The following is an 18,427-nucleotide window of genomic DNA, read 5'->3' as shown; positions in this document are numbered from 1 at the left end:
CCCGCCTTCTTTCGACACCGCACGCCCCAGAAGGCGGCCGTCTCCTTGTCGGCCGCCCTCGTGCTCGCTGCCGCGGCAACGGCATGCTCCGGCGACGACTCGGGCGGCTCGGATGCGAAGAAGTACACCGTCCCCGAGTCGCTGTGCGGCGTCGCCGTCGACCCGACGCTGGTGAAGGCCCTGCTCCCCGGCGGCGACGCCCTCACCTCGGCCGCCGCCAAGCCGAACGGCGGGACCCAGCGCTGCGACGTGTCCGTCGACGGCAAGGAGGCGCTCCGGCTGAGTCAGACGTGGTGGGCCTCGTCGGAGAGCGCGACGACCGTCGCCAAGGGATACGCGGGCCTGGACGACGGCACGGCTTCGGACGACGGCCGGTTCGTCCATGCCGGCACGGGCGGGGTCGGCGAGGCCGCATCGTGCACGTCGTCGAAGCACCCCGAACAGAAGCTGTACGCGGTCGTCCAGGTGCTCGCGTCCGGTATCGACGACGAGGACGGGGTGGAGAAGCTGGTCACCGACTACACGAAGGGGGTCGAGCAGTCGGCGGCCTGCGGCTGAACCGTTCCGTACGCGGGTAGCCGCGCCCGTCAACCCGCCGCCGGCGTAGGCGTCTTGTCGGCCTCGAAGTCGAAGTTGATCGTGTCGCCCTTCAAGGACGTCACCTTGACCGTGACCCCCAACGTACTGCCGTCCGACGCCGTCAGCGTGCAACGGCTGGTGGTGCCGACCTTCCCCTCGATGTCCTCGGGGCAGGCGACATCGGGCTTGGGCTGGCCCGTCGTGGCGGCGAGTTTCTCGGCGACCAGGTCGGCCAGCTTGCCCTTCGACATCTTCGGGATCTTCGGGTCGGAATTCCCCACGCTGACCGATCCCGAACAGCCGACGAGCAGCGCGCCTGCGGCTACGGCCGCGAGGGTCCAAGTTGCTGCGTGCAGGCGGGAGTTGAGCATGCGCGTTCCGTTCCTAGGAGGGGGGAGACCGCAGGGCCGGACGTGCACTCGGCCCGCGCGGGGCCGCTCAGCATAGGGCGCGCACAGCCTTCACACTTGACGCAAGTCCCAGCGACCGGGGCAAACCACTCAACCTCACGAGGCCCTCACGTCAAGAGCAAACGATCTTCGCTATTGCGATCGTGTACGCGTCAGCGAGCGCGCCGCTCGTCCTCGATCTCCGCCCTCTGCTCCGCCAAGTACGCGCGGGCGGCGGCTTCCTGAGCGCTCCGCTCCCGGGCGGAAAGGTTGTCGTACTCGCGCCACCCCTGGAGCATGCGGTCCCCCAGGGCCTCCGAATACGCAGGAACACGGGATGCTTCACGCAATCCGATACGCCCGCTGAGTACCTCGCGGGCCATTTCCCTCAGCGGGTCGTCAGGCGACCGGTCGTCCGCCAGCTTCTGGAGGGACTTACGCAGGGCTCGGGCCCTCGCCTGATCGCCCCCGGTGAGGCTCATCAAATCAGAGTCGCCGATACGGAATTCGTCTGCCATGTTTGATCGGTGTTCCTTGCCTTGCTGGTGGGTACGGTCAGACGGAAGGGTCCGGATGGTCGTACTCGCCGACTTTCGCGAAATCGGAGATCGTTCCGTAGAGCGTCGCCGTAATGGTCTCGACGACGCCTACGGCACCGTTCACAATTCCCTGAGCATTACCGATGCCTTCCGTTGCTTTCCCCCACAGCCGGAGCATGTTGGCGATCTCCAGGCCGGCCAGACCGTAGCCGACGATCGCGCCGACACCTGTCCAGGACAGGGCCGTACCCGCAGCCATCTCGATCGCGGTGATCAGCAGACCGTCAATGATGCCGCCGAGGTAGCCGCTGATGGCCTCGGCCGTGGAGTACGCGGCATGAGAGAGGTTCTCGTACTCGGTCTTGAGCTTGTCGAACTGGCCCTTGATCGCGTCCAGCTTCGACGCGAAATTGTGGAAGTACGTGTACGCCGCGTCGGCAGCGTGGCCGTCCCAGGTGAGGTCGAGCGTCTTGTTGCCGGCATCGACATTGTCGGACACAGCCGCAACAGCCCCGCCCAACTGATGCCAGACGTCCGCGCATTTGGCGAACGCTTCCCAGTCACCGGCGAACCACTGCACCACCTCGTCGAGCGGATTGAAGCCGAAGACCGCCTTGTACGCCTCCGTCACCCAGTACGTCGGGCTCATGAGGTCACCGCAGTCATTGAAGGTGTCCAGGATCGGCCCTTGCGAATACTCATCCGGTGCACTCGGCGCCTTCAGCAAAGTCGTCGGCTCAACAACGTCGGCGAATTCGGCCATAGGGATACCGTGCCATCTTTCTGGTCGTCATGGAGAACGGTGTAACGGGCGTGAATGTTCAGCAGCTCACACCGGAAGGCAACGCGCCTACTCGGCCGGACGCTTGACCACTGGATATGTCGCATCGACGCGCGCCGCGACAGCCCTGTCCGTCTTCTCGTAATACGCCTTGCTGAGGCGCAATTCTGAACTCGCCCCAGAAAGAACTTCCTGCAGCCTGTCCAGAGCCGAGTTCACCGTCTGCACCGTGGCCGTGTGCGTGGTCAGGAAGAGGTTCAGCAGCCCTTGGTCCGAGACCTCGATGCCGGTGTACTTGTTGCAGTGACTCTTGAATTCCGTGGCGTCACCAGCGGCGCGGCCGATCTGCCGGGCGTAGCCATCAAGGTCAGATGGGGTTACTTTCAAGGTCATTTACGACATTCCATCCCGATGCTCGCGCACCCGTTCTGCCAACTCCCCATGGGCAGGCCTCTGTTCACCGCCCGCCGCACACCACTCTCAATACACAAAGCGCAACGAGCAAACAGGGTGGCGGTGCCGGTAGAGTACCCGGCGTGATGAACAACGAGAGCGGGAGATTCCGCGACGGTGTCCGTCTGGGCGATCGTTCAGATGCGATGGCAGCGACGGACGACCGCAATCGACGCCTCTTCTCCGGCCTGACGAGCCTGTTCACCGCTCTGCTCGGCCTCGCTTCGGTGTTGCTCATCGGCCGGGCCCTGGCCGGCAGCGGACCGCACTACAGCGCCCTTCAAGTGGCCACGGCCGCGCTGGGTCTCGGAGTGACCGCCGCGTCCGTGTGGTTGGTGATCAAGGCACGTCGAAGTTCGAGTTGGAGGCCCCTGGTCATCGCCTGCGGCGCGTGCGTCGGCTGGCTCATCGTGGGCGCCCTCGTGGGGAGGATGTAGCCGTGGAGCTTCCCGGCCGGGAGTCCGGCGACCCCGAGGACAAACACCGCGCCTACATCCTGATCGGCGTGGTGATGGCGGCAGGCATGCTCGTCGGCGCCGTGAAGCAGGTGCAGAAGGGCGCCGGGCTCATGGCCGGTCTGATGGGTCTTGCCTTCGTGGTGTGTCTCGCGTGTACCGAACTCAGTCGCCGTCGGCAGGTCAGGCCCGCAGCCGCAGTGTTCGTGACGGCGATGATCGTGCTCGGACTGGCAGGGGCGCTGCTCCAGTAGAGCCTGACGAGGCGTGCCCCGTCAGCACTCCCCCACCCGCGAAGCAACCCCCAACACATAAGCCCGCTCCGTGATCGACGACTCCCCGCCCGCGATGCCCGGCGGCGTGTGGTCGTCCTTCTTCGAGCGGGTGCGCTGGATGTGCGTGCAGAACGTGGCCGATGTGCCCGACGCGGAGAGTGTGAAGGACGCGTCCGATTCCGAGTTCGTGGGAGCCGGTGTCACGTTCACGCCCGTCTGGGGCGCGCCGCCGCCTCCGTAGCGGACCACCTTGTCGCGCAGCAGGGACTCGTAGTCGTCGAAGTAGGCGGATTTCGTCGTGTAGCCGTCGTCACGGTACATCCAGCCGTCGAGGTCGTCCGTCGTCTCCCTCACCGCGCTGGTGAGTTCGTCGTCGCTCCACTCGCTGTCGGCGGACATCGCCGTCGCATCGGCACCCTGCCAGATGCACAGCGCCGCCATCACCAGCAGCGTCACCCGCGCCACCACGAACGTCGACGTGGACAGCTCCTCGCCCGAGGGGTGGGTGCGGCTGCGGACCGAGCGGATCCAGTCCGCCTTGACGCACGTCATCGCCACGAGGACCGCGGCCAGTACGAACAGCGTCACCGCCATGCCCGTCACGCGCCGCTCCCCGACTGCCCCCGCCTGCGGCGGGCGTCCCGTACCGCCACCGCCGTGCCACCGAGGGCGGCGACTGCCACCAGGCCGCCCACCAGGACGTACGTGGCGAGCCGGGAGTTGCGTTCGTCCGCGGTCTCGCCGAAGTGGACCGGGACGACGTCCGGGGGTTCGGCGTTGATGACGGTCTGGTCGCGGTGGGGGGCCTCGAGGGGGTTCTTCGGGTCGGAGATGTCGGTGACGGCCTTGACCGGGTCGACCACGCCCCAGCCGACCAGCCGGTCGTGGTCGGGCGTCGAGCGCTCCGCGGTCTGCTCGATCTGGGCCGCGATCTCCTGCGCCGACCAGTCCTTGTGGTCCTCCTTGAGGAGGGCGGCGACGCCGGCGACGTACGGGGCGGAGAAGCTGGTGCCGTTGTCGGAGCAGTGGCCGCCGCCGGGGACCGTGGAGATCATGTCGACGCCGGGGGCCGCCACCCCGACGAAGTCGCCGGACTGGGAGAACGAGGCGCGTTCGTTGTTGCGGTCGGAGGCGGCCACGGCCAGGACGCCCTTGTACGCCGCGGGGTACGTCTCCTTGACGTTGCCGCCGAGGCCGTCGTTGCCCGCCGAGGCGACGACCACGATGCCCCTGCTCAGCGCGTTGTTGACCGCCTTCTCCAGGTTGGAGCCGGCCTGCAGGGCCTTCTCCGTGTCCTGCGAGATGTTGATGACGTCGGCCTTCTTCTGGACCGCGTGGTTGATGGCCCTGGCCAGGTCGTCGGAGTCGCCGTGGCCCTCCGCGTCGTTCTGCTTGATCGGGATGATCTCGGCGTCGGGGGCGAGGCCCACGAAGCCGGTGCCGCTCGCCTTGCGGGCGGCGATGATGCCGGCGACGCGGGTGCCGTGGCCGACCGTGTCGGTGGTGCCGTGCGCGTTGCCGCGGTCCTCGATCTTCTCGCCCTTGTCGTCCTTCACCGGAAGGAAGTTGGCGCCCGATGCCACGTCCACGGCGCCCTTGAGCTGCTTGTTCTTGACGTCCACGCCGGTGTCGATGACGGCTACGCGTACGCCCTTGCCGGTCGCGGTCGCCCACAGGTCGTCCAGGTTGACGCGCTGCAGCGCCCAGGGACGGCCCTTGTAGTCCTTCGACGGGAACGTGCACTGGCCGCTGTCCGCCGCGGCCTGCGTCGCCGGCAGGGCGACGACCGACAGCGAGGCGGTGAGCGCCGTGGCCGCGGCCAGGGCGGCCGTGCGTCGCAGGCGCACCGGACGCGGCGTGAAGTTGCCGTGATTCAGCATGAGTTGACCCCCTTGTCCCTTTCGGACCGACCGGAGCGGCGGTTACGAACCCTGCGGCTGTCGCGCGTCCGGCTGCGACAGGCGGGGTCCGGTGGGCAGGAACGTCGACCAGGTCAGGGGGATCGGCGCCGGTGTCACCTTGTCGTAGCCGAGCAGCGTCTTGGCGACGTCGGCCTGCTGCTGCTCGTCCTTGCGCTGCTTCTCGGTCGCGCCGATGCCGTTGTCGTCCGTGGCGCTGTCGCCGTTGGTCTGCAGTGCGTAGCGCAGGCCGCTGTCGGTGACCAGGAAGACGCCGCCCGCCTTGGTCTCCGTGCCCTGGATCTGGCGGAAGACCTGGCCGGAGCCGGGAGTGACGTACGCGCTGGAGGAGCCGGTGGGCAGGTCCTCGGGGAAGTCGGTGCCCGCCCAGGTGGACAGGGTCGTGCCCTGCGAGCCGCCGACCGAACGCAGCACGTTGCAGACGGTGTTGCGGCCGCTGGTCGCGCTCGTGCCGTCGTTGACGGTCTTGGCCTGGAGCGTGGGCCAGGTGGCGCCCTCGCCGTCGAACGGGACGCTGTTGTCGACCGCCGCGTGGTTCACCTGCTGCGCCTGCCCGGAGAGGTTGGCGTTGACGAGCTTCTCGCTGTTGAGCAGCAGCCGCGACGTGAACTCCGAGATCCGCGCGACCTTGCCCTGCAGCACCACGTAGTACTGCGTCTTGGTGCCGTCGAGGGACTTGAGGACGGTGCCGACCTTGTCGTACTTCGCGTTGCCGCTGCCCGCGACCGCGTTCGCCGTCGAGCCGATCGCGCCCTTGATCTCGGGGATGGCGACGGGGGTGCCCTGGTGGAGCGTCGCGAGCCACTCCTGGGAGACGCGCTGCGGGGCGCGGCCCTGGGTGTCGAGGGCGCTGAGCAGGCCCTTCTGCGCAGGGTCGGCGATCTTGTACGCGGTGCCGCCGGCATCGACGACGTACTGCGCCTTGGTGACCGAGTCGGCGACGTACATCAGTTGGCCGCCGGAGAGCCGGTTCGCCCCCTCGGTCTTGCCCCACTGCTTCTTGGCGAAGACGAACGCGGCCTTCTGGATGGCGCGGCCGCCGTCGCTGGGCCGCTCGCACACCATCCAGCGCTTGGCGGCCTCGGCCTCCGAGGCGCTGGGCAGGCGGTCGGGGGCGTACGGAATGCCGAGGGTGGCGCCGTGCGGGATCTTGCCGTTGTCGAGGACCTGCTCATCGACGGTGACGACCTTGTCCGTGTACGCCTTGAGGAGCAGCTTGGCCGAGGCCATGTTCAGTACGGGGTGCAGCTGCTTCTGGTCGCCGGTCTTCAGGACGACGTACCGCGTGGTGGAGTCGCTGGCGACGATCACGTTCGTCGCCGTCGCGTTCCAGCCCTTGGGGGCCGTAGGGCTGAAGAGACCGATCCCGCCGAAGACCGCGAGGACCACCACACCGACGATCGTGCCGGGCAGTACCGCCCGCAGCGGCCGCGGTGCGCCCTCTTCCGAGCCCGAAGGTGAGGGCTGCAGGAAGGACGCCAGGGTGCGGCGCTTCGCGAAGGTGTAGGCGTTGAGTTCGTCCCGCCGTGATGCCATCTGTGTCCGCTCTCTCCCCGTGCGGAGCCGTGGGGGCGAGTTCCCCCGTCTGTCAGACCCGGCCCCTACTATGCCTGTTACGCCGTGGCGCGTGTGGCACGGGTAGGGTGCTGGGGCTTTCCAAAGAGGACTGTGGAGCCTGCTAAGGGGCCTTTGCGTATGGGATTTCGGGAGAGTTCGGGGGGTTTGGAGTGATGGCTTCCGCAACGCGGGCCCGATCGCGGTCGCAATCGAGGTCACGATCGGGTGACCGTTCTGGACAGGGTTCGCCGCAGGGCTCCCCTTCTCCTTCACAGATGTCACACGTGCCTGCACAGAACGGGCAGGATTCCCGTACGGGTTCCAGAGTCGCGGCGCCCTACCGCGGCCCGGTGTCGCCGCACCTGAAGTCGCGCTCCGGACGTGGCGGTTCGTTCGCCTCGCAGCGGCTCGTGCTGATCGAGCTGGCCGCGGCCCTCGCCCTGTGCGGCTGGGTCGCCGACAACATGATCGCCATGATCGCGACCGGTGCCGTCGCCGCCGTCCTCCTGCTCCTCGCTCTCGTACGCCGCCGTGGGCGCTCCCTGCCGGAGTGGCTGGGCACCGTCCTCGCGCTGCGGGCCCGTCGGCGCAGCGCGGCGAGCACGCCCGTGCCGCCCGGCACCGAGCCGGGTCTGGCCCCCGCCGTCGAATGCGACCCGAGCCTGCGCACGTACAGCCACAACAGAGGCGACGACCGGGACCAGCGCCCGGTCGGCATGGTCGGCGACGGCGGCTTCCTGACCGCCGTCCTCCAGGTCGAGTCCGACGCCACCGCCCTGCGGGCCGAGCGCAGCCGCAGGCCGCTGCCGGTCGCTCTGGTGCGGGACGCCCTCGCCGTGGACGACATCCGCCTCGAGTCGGCGCAGATCGTGCTGCACACGCAGCCCGCGCCCGCGCTGCACCTGCCGCAGCAGTCGGTGGCGGTGAGCAACTACGCACCGCTGCAGGCGCAGACCGGTTCGCCCGCCGTCCGCATCACGTGGATCGCGCTGAAGCTCGACCCCGAGCTGTGCCCGGAGGCCGTCGCCGCCCGCGGCGGTGGCGTCGTCGGCGCACAGAAGTCCCTCGCCCGGGTCGCCGAGCACCTGTCGAGCCGGCTCACCGGCGCGGGCTTCCGGGCCAGCGTGCTCACCGAGGAGGAGCTGATCTCCGCGGTCGCCACGTCCGCGTGCGCGAACCCGATGGTGACCGCGCAGGCCGGACGGAGCGAGGCCCCGCAGCGCAGGACCGAGGAGTCGGGCCGCGCCTGGCGCTGCGACAACCGCCGCCACACCACGTACTGGGTGCGCCGCTGGCCCCAACTGGGCGCGTCCACCATCCAGTTGCCCCAGCTGGTCGCGCAGCTGACGACGGTGCCCGCGCTGGCCACGACGTTCAGCCTCACGCTCGCCAAGGGCGACCAGCAGGACGTGACCCTGACCGGGCACATGCGGATCACCGGGCGCAGCGACAGCGAGCTGACCACCGCGCGCCGCGATCTGGAGCGGGCCGCGCGCCAGGTGCGCACGGGCCTGGTCCGGCTCGACCGTGAGCAACTGCCCGGCGTTCTGGCCACTTTGCCGCTCGGAGGTGCCCGCTGATGGCCGTCAGCACTCATCTGCCCGACCTCGGTGAGCGCCTGCGCACCGGCTTCGGCCTGCTCGGACCGCGCCACGCGCGCCACTCCCTGACCCCCGAGCACCTCGACACCCTGGCCCTGCCCATCGGGGACGACGGCGTGGTCATCGGCGTGGACGCCGAGGGCCAGCCCGCGGTGATGGGCATCAACCGCCCCACCCCGTACGACATCGTGCTCATCGGCGGCCTGTGGACCGCGCAGGTGCTCGCACTGCGCGCGGCCGCGACGGGTGCGCGGGTGGCCGTGGAGACGGGCCGCTCGCAGCAGTGGGCCCAGCTCGTCCAGGCCGTCGGCGGCGGCCAGTCCGGGATGACCGTGCACGACGTGGGCCGGGTGCCGCCGCAGGGCGCGTCCGCCGGCGGCCCGGTCCTCGTGATCCGCGACTGCGGCATGCGCCCGCCGCGCGGCCGCGTCGCCTCCGCGCCCTGGCAGTCGGTCCTCACGCTGCTTCCGTACCTGAGCCCCGTCGCACCCCGGCTGATGCGCCAGGCCCGGCTCGTGGGCGTGCAGCGGGTGTCGCCGGACGAGGCGAGCGAGATCGGGCGCGTGATAGGGCTGCCGCGCGGTGAGTACGAGTCGCTGCCGACGCTCGCCGACGGCGTGACGCTGTGGTGCACCGACCGCGACCGCCAGTACGTGATGACGCAGGCGACGGACGCCGAGACCGGACTGTTGGGAACAGCACGCCGGATGGACTGAGTGAACTGCGGCACTTTTACTGGCAATTCGGGCATTTAATGTCAAGTGCCAGCGCTCGTTCGTCACGTTTTGGTGTACGTGCCCCTCGCTCTCGGCGATCCGGGCCCCACGTGACGCAGCGGACAGCCGAGACGGGGTGGATGGGCCTGCCGTGCACCCGGTTTTCGTGATTAGGCTGGGGTTGAACGTGTTGCGGGCACCCGTGTGCGCGCGTACGGCAGGTGCTCGACCACACCAGGAGGCATTGTGAACAGCGATCGGGACGATATCCGCGGGGGCTGGGATTCACCCGTCGATGATCAGTCCGACGCGGAGTCCAGTGTCGAGATGACGGGCGAGTTCACCATCGACTACGCCCCTCCGGCCTGGTACACGCAGAACGCGTCGGGTGCGGGGGCCACGCCCGAGCCGCCCGCGCCCGCTGCCCCCGCGCCCGCCCCTGCGCCGGCACCGGTTCCGCCGACTCCGGCGCCCGTGGCCCCGGTGGCGCCCGTCGCGCCCGAGTCCGGTGCCGGGAACGGGGACCTGGAGAGCGGCGCGACCATGAAGTTCTCCGCGGCCGCGCTGAAGCGGGAGTTCGCGGAGCTGGCCGCGCTGGGTGAGCAGAGCGAGCAGGGCAATCAGCAGGGCGCGCAGGCCGAGGAGCCGCAGCAGGCTGCCGCGGAGACGCCGGGTGCGGACACCGCCTCCCCGGCCGCCGCCCCGGCCACCGAGACGGACGACGCCGACCCGACCCCGCGGTCCTGGGTCGACGCCCACCCCGCTCCCGGTGAGAACGCCCCGAGTGCCGAACCGGCCGGGTCCGCCCCTGCCGCGGACCCGGAGTCCGATGGTGCGGACTTCACGCTGGCCGCCGCTGATGCGCCCGAGGCTCCTGAGGCCGCCGAGGCCCCGGCCAACGAGAACGACGAGAACGCCGAGAACGCCGAGACCAGCGACGCCGAGAGCGCCGCGGAGCCGACGGCCGAGGTCGACCTGGTCGAAGAGGAGCCCGCACCGGAGGAGCCCATGGCCGTCGGCGAGCCGGCGCCCGTGGCCCCCGAAGCACCCGCGACGCCCGTCGCCCCCGTGGCCCTCGCCGAAGGACCGGCCCCCGCCGAGGCCTGGACGCCGCCGCCCGCGCCCGAGGGCGGAGTTCCGCCGCTGCCGCCCGCGTTCCAGCCCGCCGCGCCGCCCGCCGCCCCGCAGTGGACCGACGCCCCGGCGCAGCCGCAGCCGCCGGTGGCACCCGCGGCGCAGCAGCCCGGCTGGCCCGCGCAGCCCGCGCCGCAGAGCCCGCCGGTGCCGCAGCAGGCCCAGCCCCCGGCCGCCCAGCCCCAACCCCAGCCCCAGGGCGGCTACGGCTTCCCCCAGCCCCAGCCGCCGGCGCCCAACGCCCCTGCTCCGCAAGGCGGTTACGGTTTCCCGCAGGCTCCGGCGCAGCCGCAGCCCCCGCAGGCCTACCAGCAGCCTCAGCCCCAACCTCCGACCCCGCAGCCGCAGCCGCAGCCGCAGGGCGGCTACGGCTTCCCGCAGCAGCCCGCCCCGCAAGCACCGCAGGCACCGCAGGCCCCGCAGGCACCGCAGGCACCGCAAGCCGGGCACCCCGCCCCGGCCCCGGCCGACCCGCGCCAGGGCGCCGCCTGGCCGCAGCCCGTGCAGCACGACCAGCGCCAGCCCACGAACGTCGGCGGCGCCCCGCTCGGCTACACGGCGGCCGTGGAGCTGTCGGCCGACCGGCTGCTCAACAACAAGAAGCAGAAGACCAAGAGCACCCGCCCCGGCGGCGGCAACAACCGCTTCAAGCTCGGCGGCAAGAAGGAAGAGGCCGAGCGGCAGCGGAAGTTGGAGCTGATCCGCACCCCGGTCCTGTCCTGCTACCGGATCGCCGTGATCAGCCTCAAGGGCGGCGTCGGCAAGACGACCACGACCACCGCCCTCGGCTCGACGCTCGCCACCGAGCGCCAGGACAAGATCCTCGCGATCGACGCCAACCCGGACGCGGGCACGCTCGGCCGCCGCGTGCGCCGTGAGACCGGCGCGACCATCCGCGACCTGGTGCAGGCGATCCCGCACCTGAACTCGTACATGGACATCCGCCGGTTCACCTCGCAGGCGCCGTCCGGCCTGGAGATCATCGCCAACGACGTGGACCCGGCGGTCTCGACGACGTTCAACGACGAGGACTACCGGCGCGCGATCGACGTGCTCGGCAAGCAGTACCCGATCATCCTCACCGACTCGGGCACCGGCCTGCTGTACTCCGCGATGCGCGGAGTCCTGGACCTCGCCGACCAGTTGATCATCATCTCGACCCCGTCGGTGGACGGTGCGAGCAGCGCCAGTACGACGCTGGACTGGCTGTCGGCGCACGGGTACGCGGACCTGGTGTCCCGCTCGATCACGGTCGTCTCCGGGGTCCGCGAGACCGCCAAGATGATCAAGGTGGAGGACATCGTCAGCCACTTCGAGACGCGCTGCCGCGGTGTCGTCGTGGTCCCGTTCGACGAGCACCTGGCGGCCGGCGCCGAGGTCGATCTCGACATGATGCGGCCCAAGGTGCGCGAGGCGTACTTCAACCTCTCCGCGATGGTCGCCGAGGACTTCGTGCGGGCCCAGCAGCAGCAGGGCCTGTGGACCCAGGCGGACGGCCACCAGCCGCCCACCATGGCCCCGCCGATGCCCGGCCAGCAGCAGCCGTACCCGGGGCAGCAGCCGTACCCCGGCCAGCAGCCGCCCGCGCCGTACCCGCCGCAGGGGATGCCCCCGCAGGGTCCGCCGCCCGCTCAGCCGGGCCCGCAGCCCGGCTGGCAGGTCCCGCCGCCGCCCCCGCAGCAGCAGGGCCAGCCCGCCCCGCAGCCGCCCCAGCAGCCCGGACCGCCGCCGGGGTGGCAGCAGCAGCCGCCTCAGCAGTAACGAACAACAGCAACTCCCCGAAAGGCCCGCACCATTGGATGGTGCGGGCCTTTCGCGCGTACCGGAGCATTTTCCTGCTTTCTGGGCGCCACGCCCTGGCCTGCAAAGCGTCAGAGGTCTCAACCAATGCGCGTGAAATGCAGGTCAACTCGTTATTTCCGCAGGCCACATGGGGTTCATCTGCCGTTGACGTGCGTCAACTGGCGCTGATAAACCAACACTTCATTCCACCTGAAAACCCAGAACCAGCCATGCTGTGCGAGCGATGCGCGAGGTCACCGACCGATGGACACACAGGTTCAGCACGATCAGCACCACAGAACAGCAGGCCGCGCCCGGCGCGGCGTCCGGCTGTTCCTGGCGGCCGGTGCCGCCGCGTTCACCCTGACGGCAGGCCTGGCCTCGCCGCTCAACCCGGCCCCGCAGCAGGCGCAGGCCAAGGCCGACAGCGGTAAGAAGACGCTGACCGTGGCGCTCGCGCAGAGCGTCGACTCGCTGAGCCCGTTCCTGGCGCAGCGCCTGGTCAGCACCAGCATCCACCGCCTGATGTACGAGTACCTGACCAACTACGACCCGAAGGACAACCACGTCGTCCCGGGGTTCGCCACCAAGTGGGAATCGTCGCCGGACAAGTTGACGTGGACGTACACCATCCGGTCGGACTCGAAGTGGTCGGACGGCCAGAAAGCGACCGCCAAGGACGCCGCCTTCACGTTCAACAAGATGATGACGGACGACGGCGCGGCGACCGCCAACGGTTCGTTCGTCGGCAACTTCGACACGGTGACGGCGCCCAGCGACACGCAGTTGGTCATCAAGCTGAAGAAGCCGCAGGCGACGATGACGGCGCTCGACGTGCCGATCGTTCCCGAGCACGTCTGGAAGGACGTCAAGGACTTCTCGAAGTTCAACAACGACCAGAAGTTCCCGATCGTCGGCAACGGTCCGTTCGTGCTGACCGACTACAAGACCGACCAGTACGTGAAGTTGAAGCTGAACAAGGACTTCTGGCGCAAGTCGAAGACCCCGCAGTTCGACGAGATCGTCTTCAAGACGTACAAGGACCAGGACGCGGCGGTCGCCGCCCTGCGCAAGGGCGAGGTCTCCTTCGTCGCCGGCTCCCCCGCCCTGACGCCGGCTCAGGCGGCGTCCCTCAAGGGCGAGAAGAACATCAAGGTCAATGAGGGTCCGGGCCGCCGGTTCTACGCGATCGCGGTCAACCCGGGCTGGCAGACCAAGGACGGCAAGAAGTTCGGCGACGGCAACAAGGCGCTGCTCGACCAGAAGGTCCGCCAGGCGCTGTTCCGCGCGGTCGACACCAAGACCATCGTCGACAAGGTCTTCCAGGGCCACGCCGTGCAGGGCGAGGGCTACATCCCGCCGCGCTTCGGCGACTACTTCTGGAAGCCGTCGGACAGCCAGAAGCTGTCGTACGACGCCACGGCCGCGGGCAAGATGCTCGACGAGGCCGGCTACCCGCTCAAGGACGGCAAGCGCGTCGGCAAGGACGGCAAGCCGCTCGACCTCCGGATGCTGTGCCACGCGACCGACCCGAACGACAAGGCGGTCGGCAAGTACCTCAAGGAGTGGTGGGGCAAGATCGGCGTCGGCCTCAAGCTGAACTGCGTCGACGACGTCTCCGTGCCCTGGTACGCCGGTGAGTACGACCTCGCCTTCGACGGCTGGTCGGTCAACCCCGACCCGGACTTCGTGCTCGGCATCCACACCTGCGCGGCCCTGCCCACCAAGGCCAAGGAGACCGCGGCGACCGACAACGGCATCTGCAACAAGACGTACGACGACCTGTACAACAAGCAGCTCGCCGAGTACGACCCGGCCAAGCGCGCCGACTACGTCAAGCAGATGGAGTCCTGGCTGTACGACTCCGGGTACATGAACGTCATGGCGTACCCGAACGCGGTCGAGGCGTACCGCACCGACCAGATCAAGTCCATCCAGACGATGCCCACCGCGGCCGGCAACATCTACGGCCAGGACGGGTATTGGAGCTGGTGGTCGGCCGAGCCTGCGTCCGCGTCGTCCTCGGACAGCTCGGGCTCCAGCTCGACCGGCGTCGTGATCGGCATCGTGATCGCCGCGCTCGTCGTCATCGGCGGCGGCGTGTTCGTGGCGATGCGCCGCCGGACCACGGCGGACGATCGGGAGTAACCGGCACGGACACCGTGCACGTCCCGGGACCGACACCCGCACGAGTAACGAGAGTTCGCATGAACCATGACAGCTGACAGCACTCCGGCGCTCGTGCAGCCCGCGGACGGCACCGACGGCACCCCGGCCTCCTTGGCCGGGGCGCCGTCGGCGGCCCGCGGCCCACGGGCCCGCAACACCAAGGCGTACCTGCGGTACGTGGCGGCGAAGATCGCGGGCGCGGTCGTCTCGCTCTTCGCCGTCCTCGTCACGAGCTTCTTCCTGTTCCGGCTCATCCCGAGCGACCCGGTCAAGCAGATGACCGGCGGCAAGCGGGTCTCTGAGCAGCAACTGGAGAACCTGCGCCACCAGTTCGGCCTCGACCAGCCGATGTGGAAGCAGTTCACCTCGTACATCGGGGACGCCCTCACCGGCGACTTCGGCACCTCGTACCAGTACCACTCGCCCGTCATCGACAAGATCACCGACGCGCTCCCGGCGACGCTGCTGCTCACCGGCACGGCGTACGTCCTGTACTCGGCGCTCGGCATCTGGCTGGGCACGCGCACGGCCTGGCGCAACGGGTCGAAGAGCGACCGCTTCAACACGGCGTTCGCGCTGACCCTCTACTCGATCCCGTCGTTCTGGCTGGGCCTGCTCCTGATCATCATCTTCTCGGTCGGCCTCGGCCCGATCCCCGGCATGTTCCCGACGGGCGGCCTGGAATCGGGGGGCGAGACCGGATTCGCGTACGTCGTCGATGTCGCACACCACCTGGTCCTGCCCGTCATCACCCTGGTCGCGGTCGGCTACGCACAGACGCTGCTCGTCATGCGCTCCTCCCTCCTCGACGAGATGGGCAGCGACTATCTGACGACGGCGCGCGCCAAGGGCCTGCGCGACGACGCGGTGCGCCGCAAGCACGCGGTGCCGAACGCGATGCTGCCGACGTTCACGCTGATGTTCGTGAACCTCGGGCACGTGGTCGCGGGGCAGATCCTCGTCGAGACGGTCTTCTCCTGGCCGGGCCTCGGCGGGCTGTTCTACTCGGCCCTGTCCGTGCCCGACCTCCCGCTCGTCCAGGGGCTGTTCTTCGTCTTCGCCACCGCGGTGATCCTCGCGAACACCCTCGCCGACATCCTCTATCCGCTGCTCGACCCGAGGGTGGGCCGATGACGACCGAGTCCGTTCCCGTCGCGAAGACGGGCAACGCGCGCGCCCTGGCCCGCGCCCGCAAGCGCCAGTCCCTGGCCCGTTTCTGGCGCTCGTACCGCTCGCACAAGGGCGGTCTGTGGGGTCTCGGCCTGCTGATCCTGATCGCGCTCGTCGCCGTGTTCGCACCGGCCTTGGCGGGCAAGGACGCGCAGTCCGTGACCGACGCGCCCGGCGGGCCGCTCGAGGGGCCGAGCGGTGAATTCCCGCTGGGCACCGACCAGTTCGGCCGCAGCGTGCTCGCGCTGCTCATCTACGGCGCCCGCGTCTCGCTCACCGTGGGCCTGCTCGCGGCGTTCCTGTGCGTGGCGATCGGCACGGTCATCGGGATCGTCGCGGGGCACTTCCGCGGCTGGTACTCGACCGTGCTGATGCGCATCACCGACTGGTTCCTGGTGATGCCGACGCTGGTGCTCGCCATCGCGCTGGCCACGGTGATGGACCGATCCATGTGGACCGTCATCATCGCGATCGGCGTGACGACCTGGCCGACGACGGCCCGTCTCGTCCGGGCCCAGACGCTGTCCGTGGAGTCCCGCCCGTACATCGAGCGCGCCCGGGCGCTCGGCGGCGGCCACGGCCACATCATGACGCGGCACGTGCTGCCGAACGTGATGCCGCTGGTCCTCGCCCAGACCACGATGATCATCTCCTCGGCGATCCTGACCGAGGCGACGCTCGCCTTCCTCGGCCTGTCCGACCCGACGGTCACCTCGTGGGGCGGCATGCTCCAGGACGCGCGCGAGGCCGGTGCGGTCAGCGCGGGTGACTGGTGGTACCTGGCCCCGCCCGGCATCGCCATCGCCGTCGTGGCGCTCTCCTTCACCCTCTGCGGCCGCGCGATCGAATCCGTCCTCAACCCGAAGCTGGGAGGCCGGTCGTGACGCTGCTCGAAGTACGCGACCTCGAAGTGACGTACGCCGGCGGGGCCCGGGCCGTCCGCGGCGTGGACCTGTCCGTCGAAGCGGGCCAGAAGCTCGGCATCGCGGGCGAGTCCGGCTGCGGCAAGTCCACGCTGGCGCTCGCCCTGCTCCGGCTCCTGCCCGCGGGCACCAAGGTCGGCGGCGAGATCCTGCTGGGCGGCGAGGACGTCCTCACGATGAAGTGGGGCCAGGTCCGCGCGGTGCGCTGGGCGGGCGCCTCGATCGTCTTCCAGGGCGCCATGCACTCGCTCAACGCCGTGCACCGCATCGGCGACCAGATCGCCGAGCCGATCCTGCTGCACAAGAAGGCGACGCAGGCGGGCGCGAAGAAGAAGGTCGCCGAGCTCCTCGAACACGTGGGTCTTCCGGCGGCACGGGCGAACGCCTACCCGCACGAACTCTCCGGCGGCCAGCGCCAGCGCGTGATGATCGCGATGGCCCTCGCCTGCGACCCGGCGCTGATCATCGCCGACGAGCCGACCACGGCCCTGGACGTGATGATCCAGGCCCAGATCCTGCGCCTCATCGAGCGGTTGGTGGCGGAGCAGGACCTCGGGCTCGTCATGATCAGCCACGACCTGGCGGTCCTCTCCGACACCTGCGACCGGCTCGCGGTGATGTACGCGGGCCGCGTCGTCGAGGAGGGCCCGGCGCAGCAGGTGTACGAGAACGCGCTGCACCCGTACGGAAAGGCCCTGTCCGGGGCGTTCCCGACGATCGGCGACCCGGCGTCCCGGTTCGCCCCGCGCGGCCTTCCCGGCGATCCACCGGACCCGTCGGCGCTGCCGTCGGGGTGCACGTTCCATCCGCGCTGCCCGGTGGCGCTCGACGTGTGCGCGCGTGAGGACCAGGCGCTGCGGGACGCGGAGCCGGGGCGGCGGGCGGCGTGTGTGCACGTGGCGGGCGAGACCGGCGTGCGAGACGTCGAGGCAAGGAGCACGAAGGCATGACGGACACCGAGACGAGTGCCCTGACGGCCACTCAACCCCTGCTCTCGGCCGATCGGTTGAAGCTGACCTTCCCGGGCCGGCGCGGTGCCCCCGAGGCGCGGGCCGTGGACGGTGTCGACCTGGACATCGCGCCGGGCGAGATCGTGGCCCTGGTCGGCGAGTCCGGCTGCGGCAAGACGAGCCTGGCCCGCACGCTGCTCGGACTCGAGCGGCCCACGTCGGGCAGGGTCACCTTCGCCGGTGAGCCGCTGCAGTACGCCTCGCGCGCGCTGAAGGCGTACCGCAAGCGGGTCCAGCTGGTGCTCCAGGACCCGAGCGGCTCGCTCAACCCGCGCCACACGGTCTACGACGCCGTGGCGGAGGGCCTGCGGATCCACGGGTACGCGGGGGACGAGCGCGAGGCGGTCTCAAGTGCCTTGTCCCGGGCGGGACTTCGCCCCCCGGAGCGGTTCTTCCTGCGCTACCCGCACGAGTTGTCCGGCGGGCAGCGCCAGCGCGTCGTGATCGCGGGCGCGCTGGTCCTCGACCCGGAGCTGATCGTCGCGGACGAGCCGGTCGCCTCGCTGGACGCGTCGGTACGCGGCGAGATCCTGGCGCTGCTGCTGCGGCTCCGCGACGAACTGGGGCTCTCGGCGCTGGTCGTCACGCACGACCTGGGGCTCGCCTGGAACATCGCGGACCGGGTGGCGGTCATGTACCTGGGCCGGATCGTGGAGACGGGCAAGGTCGAGGACGTCCTGACCTCGCCCCAACACCCGTACACGCAGGCTCTGTTGTCGGTCCTCCCGGAGGCCCCGGGCGATCCGGTCGTCCTCACCGGGGAGCCGCCGGACCCGTCGCGGATTCCCGGGGGGTGCCGGTTCCACGTGCGGTGCCAGGTCCTTGCCGGAGGGGAGGCGGATCGGGCCGGGGTCGCGGATCGGTGCCGGTCGGAGGATCTGCCGGTGTTGTCCGGCGGGGGCGGGTCGCAGGTGGCGTGTCACTGGGCCATGGCCAAGAACGCGGATTAGCGTCTGCCGGGCTGCGGTCGCATGC

Annotated in this window: 18 protein-coding genes; 11 read left to right on the top strand and 7 right to left on the bottom strand. The window is 70.0% G+C overall.

The window, feature by feature from the left end; translation table 11 throughout:
* Positions 1-45: 45 nt before the first annotated feature.
* On the top strand, positions 46-558 hold the full coding sequence (locus ACIBUY_RS30425) for a hypothetical protein (RefSeq protein WP_365579065.1): 513 nt from the start codon (positions 46-48) through the stop codon (positions 556-558).
* A 29-nt stretch (positions 559-587) separates the two neighbouring features.
* Here ACIBUY_RS30425 and ACIBUY_RS30420 read toward each other — a convergent pair whose 3' ends face one another.
* From ACIBUY_RS30420 to ACIBUY_RS30405, 4 genes are all read right to left on the bottom strand, one after another.
* Positions 588-950 (bottom strand): DUF4333 domain-containing protein, encoded by a 363-nt coding sequence (locus ACIBUY_RS30420; protein ID WP_399154308.1) that lies wholly within the window; start codon positions 948-950, stop codon positions 588-590.
* 191 nt (positions 951-1,141) lie between these two features.
* Entirely contained in the window at positions 1,142-1,486 is a 345-nt protein-coding gene (locus ACIBUY_RS30415; RefSeq protein WP_365579069.1) for a hypothetical protein, read from the bottom strand.
* A 37-nt stretch (positions 1,487-1,523) separates the two neighbouring features.
* Positions 1,524-2,270: a hypothetical protein gene (locus tag ACIBUY_RS30410; RefSeq protein ID WP_399154307.1), complete on the bottom strand. Its 747-nt coding sequence runs from the start codon at positions 2,268-2,270 to the stop codon at positions 1,524-1,526.
* An 87-nt stretch (positions 2,271-2,357) separates the two neighbouring features.
* A complete protein-coding gene (locus ACIBUY_RS30405) occupies positions 2,358-2,681 on the bottom strand; it encodes a type VII secretion target (protein WP_365579073.1) in 324 nt (107 codons plus the stop codon).
* 206 nt (positions 2,682-2,887) lie between these two features.
* On the opposite strand from ACIBUY_RS30405, the gene ACIBUY_RS30400 reads away from it, so the two are divergent.
* Together ACIBUY_RS30400 and ACIBUY_RS30395 are read left to right on the top strand one after the other, a co-directional pair.
* Complete coding sequence (locus tag ACIBUY_RS30400; protein WP_365579075.1) at positions 2,888-3,178, top strand: hypothetical protein; 291 nt, start codon at positions 2,888-2,890, stop codon at positions 3,176-3,178.
* A 2-nt stretch (positions 3,179-3,180) separates the two neighbouring features.
* Entirely contained in the window at positions 3,181-3,450 is a 270-nt protein-coding gene (locus tag ACIBUY_RS30395) for a hypothetical protein (RefSeq protein WP_365579077.1), read from the top strand.
* Between the two features lie 21 nt (positions 3,451-3,471).
* Here ACIBUY_RS30395 and ACIBUY_RS30390 read toward each other — a convergent pair whose 3' ends face one another.
* Genes ACIBUY_RS30390 through eccB form a run of 3 tightly spaced genes read right to left on the bottom strand, consistent with a single transcriptional unit; the run spans position 3,472 to position 6,926 of the window.
* Entirely contained in the window at positions 3,472-4,074 is a 603-nt protein-coding gene (locus ACIBUY_RS30390) for a hypothetical protein (RefSeq protein WP_365579079.1), read from the bottom strand.
* Positions 4,071-5,351: a type VII secretion-associated serine protease mycosin gene (mycP, locus tag ACIBUY_RS30385; RefSeq protein ID WP_365579081.1), complete on the bottom strand. Its 1,281-nt coding sequence runs from the start codon at positions 5,349-5,351 to the stop codon at positions 4,071-4,073. Before mycP ends, ACIBUY_RS30390 begins: the two co-directional genes overlap by 4 nt.
* Before the next feature lie 42 nt (positions 5,352-5,393).
* Positions 5,394-6,926, bottom strand: coding sequence for a type VII secretion protein EccB (gene eccB, locus ACIBUY_RS30380; protein ID WP_365579083.1), 1,533 nt, complete (start codon positions 6,924-6,926; stop codon positions 5,394-5,396).
* 194 nt (positions 6,927-7,120) lie between these two features.
* Between eccB and eccE the strand changes: the two genes are divergently transcribed.
* The 8 genes from eccE (at position 7,121) to ACIBUY_RS30340 (ending at position 18,402) form a co-directional block, all read left to right on the top strand.
* Entirely contained in the window at positions 7,121-8,527 is a 1,407-nt protein-coding gene (eccE, locus tag ACIBUY_RS30375) for a type VII secretion protein EccE (RefSeq protein WP_365579085.1), read from the top strand.
* Complete coding sequence (locus ACIBUY_RS30370) at positions 8,527-9,264, top strand: hypothetical protein (protein ID WP_365579087.1); 738 nt, start codon at positions 8,527-8,529, stop codon at positions 9,262-9,264. Before eccE ends, ACIBUY_RS30370 begins: the two co-directional genes overlap by 1 nt.
* A gap of 246 nt (positions 9,265-9,510) precedes the next feature.
* Positions 9,511-12,159 carry an SCO5717 family growth-regulating ATPase gene (locus tag ACIBUY_RS30365; protein ID WP_399154306.1) on the top strand — a complete coding sequence of 883 codons (2,649 nt, stop codon included), beginning with the start codon at positions 9,511-9,513 and terminating at the stop codon, positions 12,157-12,159.
* Between the two features lie 285 nt (positions 12,160-12,444).
* Positions 12,445-14,328 carry an ABC transporter substrate-binding protein gene (locus ACIBUY_RS30360; protein WP_399154305.1) on the top strand — a complete coding sequence of 628 codons (1,884 nt, stop codon included), beginning with the start codon at positions 12,445-12,447 and terminating at the stop codon, positions 14,326-14,328.
* Positions 14,329-14,394: 66 nt separating this feature from the next.
* Positions 14,395-15,483, top strand: a complete 1,089-nt coding sequence (locus ACIBUY_RS30355) for an ABC transporter permease (RefSeq protein WP_399154304.1) — start codon at positions 14,395-14,397, stop codon at positions 15,481-15,483.
* Positions 15,480-16,403, top strand: a complete 924-nt coding sequence (locus ACIBUY_RS30350) for an ABC transporter permease (RefSeq protein WP_365579095.1) — start codon at positions 15,480-15,482, stop codon at positions 16,401-16,403. Before ACIBUY_RS30355 ends, ACIBUY_RS30350 begins: the two co-directional genes overlap by 4 nt.
* On the top strand, positions 16,400-17,392 hold the full coding sequence (locus tag ACIBUY_RS30345) for an ABC transporter ATP-binding protein (protein ID WP_399154303.1): 993 nt from the start codon (positions 16,400-16,402) through the stop codon (positions 17,390-17,392). The genes ACIBUY_RS30350 and ACIBUY_RS30345 overlap by 4 nt, the downstream gene beginning before the upstream one ends.
* A complete protein-coding gene (locus tag ACIBUY_RS30340) occupies positions 17,389-18,402 on the top strand; it encodes an ABC transporter ATP-binding protein (protein WP_365579099.1) in 1,014 nt (337 codons plus the stop codon). The genes ACIBUY_RS30345 and ACIBUY_RS30340 overlap by 4 nt, the downstream gene beginning before the upstream one ends.
* Positions 18,403-18,427: the final 25 nt, after the last annotated feature.

Source organism: Streptomyces sp. NPDC050085, assembly GCF_044460595.1.
Lineage (GTDB): Bacteria > Actinomycetota > Actinomycetes > Streptomycetales > Streptomycetaceae > Streptomyces.
The sequence above is the reverse complement of the archived record's forward strand: the minus strand, read 5'-3'. Positions and strand labels throughout refer to the sequence as shown.

Bases quoted from the DNA above. Each gene is read 5' to 3' on its own strand.
- ACIBUY_RS30400 (WP_365579075.1), top strand. From the start codon at position 2,888: ATGGCAGCGACGGACGACCGCAATCGACGCCTCTTCTCCGGCCTGACG.
- ACIBUY_RS30420 (WP_399154308.1), bottom strand. From the start codon at position 950: ATGCTCAACTCCCGCCTGCACGCAGCAACTTGGACCCTCGCGGCCGTA.
- eccB (WP_365579083.1), bottom strand. From the start codon at position 6,926: ATGGCATCACGGCGGGACGAACTCAACGCCTACACCTTCGCGAAGCGC.
- ACIBUY_RS30360 (WP_399154305.1), top strand. From the start codon at position 12,445: ATGGACACACAGGTTCAGCACGATCAGCACCACAGAACAGCAGGCCGC.
- eccE (WP_365579085.1), top strand. From the start codon at position 7,121: ATGGCTTCCGCAACGCGGGCCCGATCGCGGTCGCAATCGAGGTCACGA.
- mycP (WP_365579081.1), bottom strand. From the start codon at position 5,351: ATGCTGAATCACGGCAACTTCACGCCGCGTCCGGTGCGCCTGCGACGC.
- ACIBUY_RS30350 (WP_365579095.1), top strand. From the start codon at position 15,480: ATGACGACCGAGTCCGTTCCCGTCGCGAAGACGGGCAACGCGCGCGCC.
- ACIBUY_RS30355 (WP_399154304.1), top strand. From the start codon at position 14,395: ATGACAGCTGACAGCACTCCGGCGCTCGTGCAGCCCGCGGACGGCACC.
- ACIBUY_RS30340 (WP_365579099.1), top strand. From the start codon at position 17,389: ATGACGGACACCGAGACGAGTGCCCTGACGGCCACTCAACCCCTGCTC.
- ACIBUY_RS30405 (WP_365579073.1), bottom strand. From the start codon at position 2,681: ATGACCTTGAAAGTAACCCCATCTGACCTTGATGGCTACGCCCGGCAG.
- ACIBUY_RS30410 (WP_399154307.1), bottom strand. From the start codon at position 2,270: ATGGCCGAATTCGCCGACGTTGTTGAGCCGACGACTTTGCTGAAGGCG.
- ACIBUY_RS30370 (WP_365579087.1), top strand. From the start codon at position 8,527: ATGGCCGTCAGCACTCATCTGCCCGACCTCGGTGAGCGCCTGCGCACC.
- ACIBUY_RS30415 (WP_365579069.1), bottom strand. From the start codon at position 1,486: ATGGCAGACGAATTCCGTATCGGCGACTCTGATTTGATGAGCCTCACC.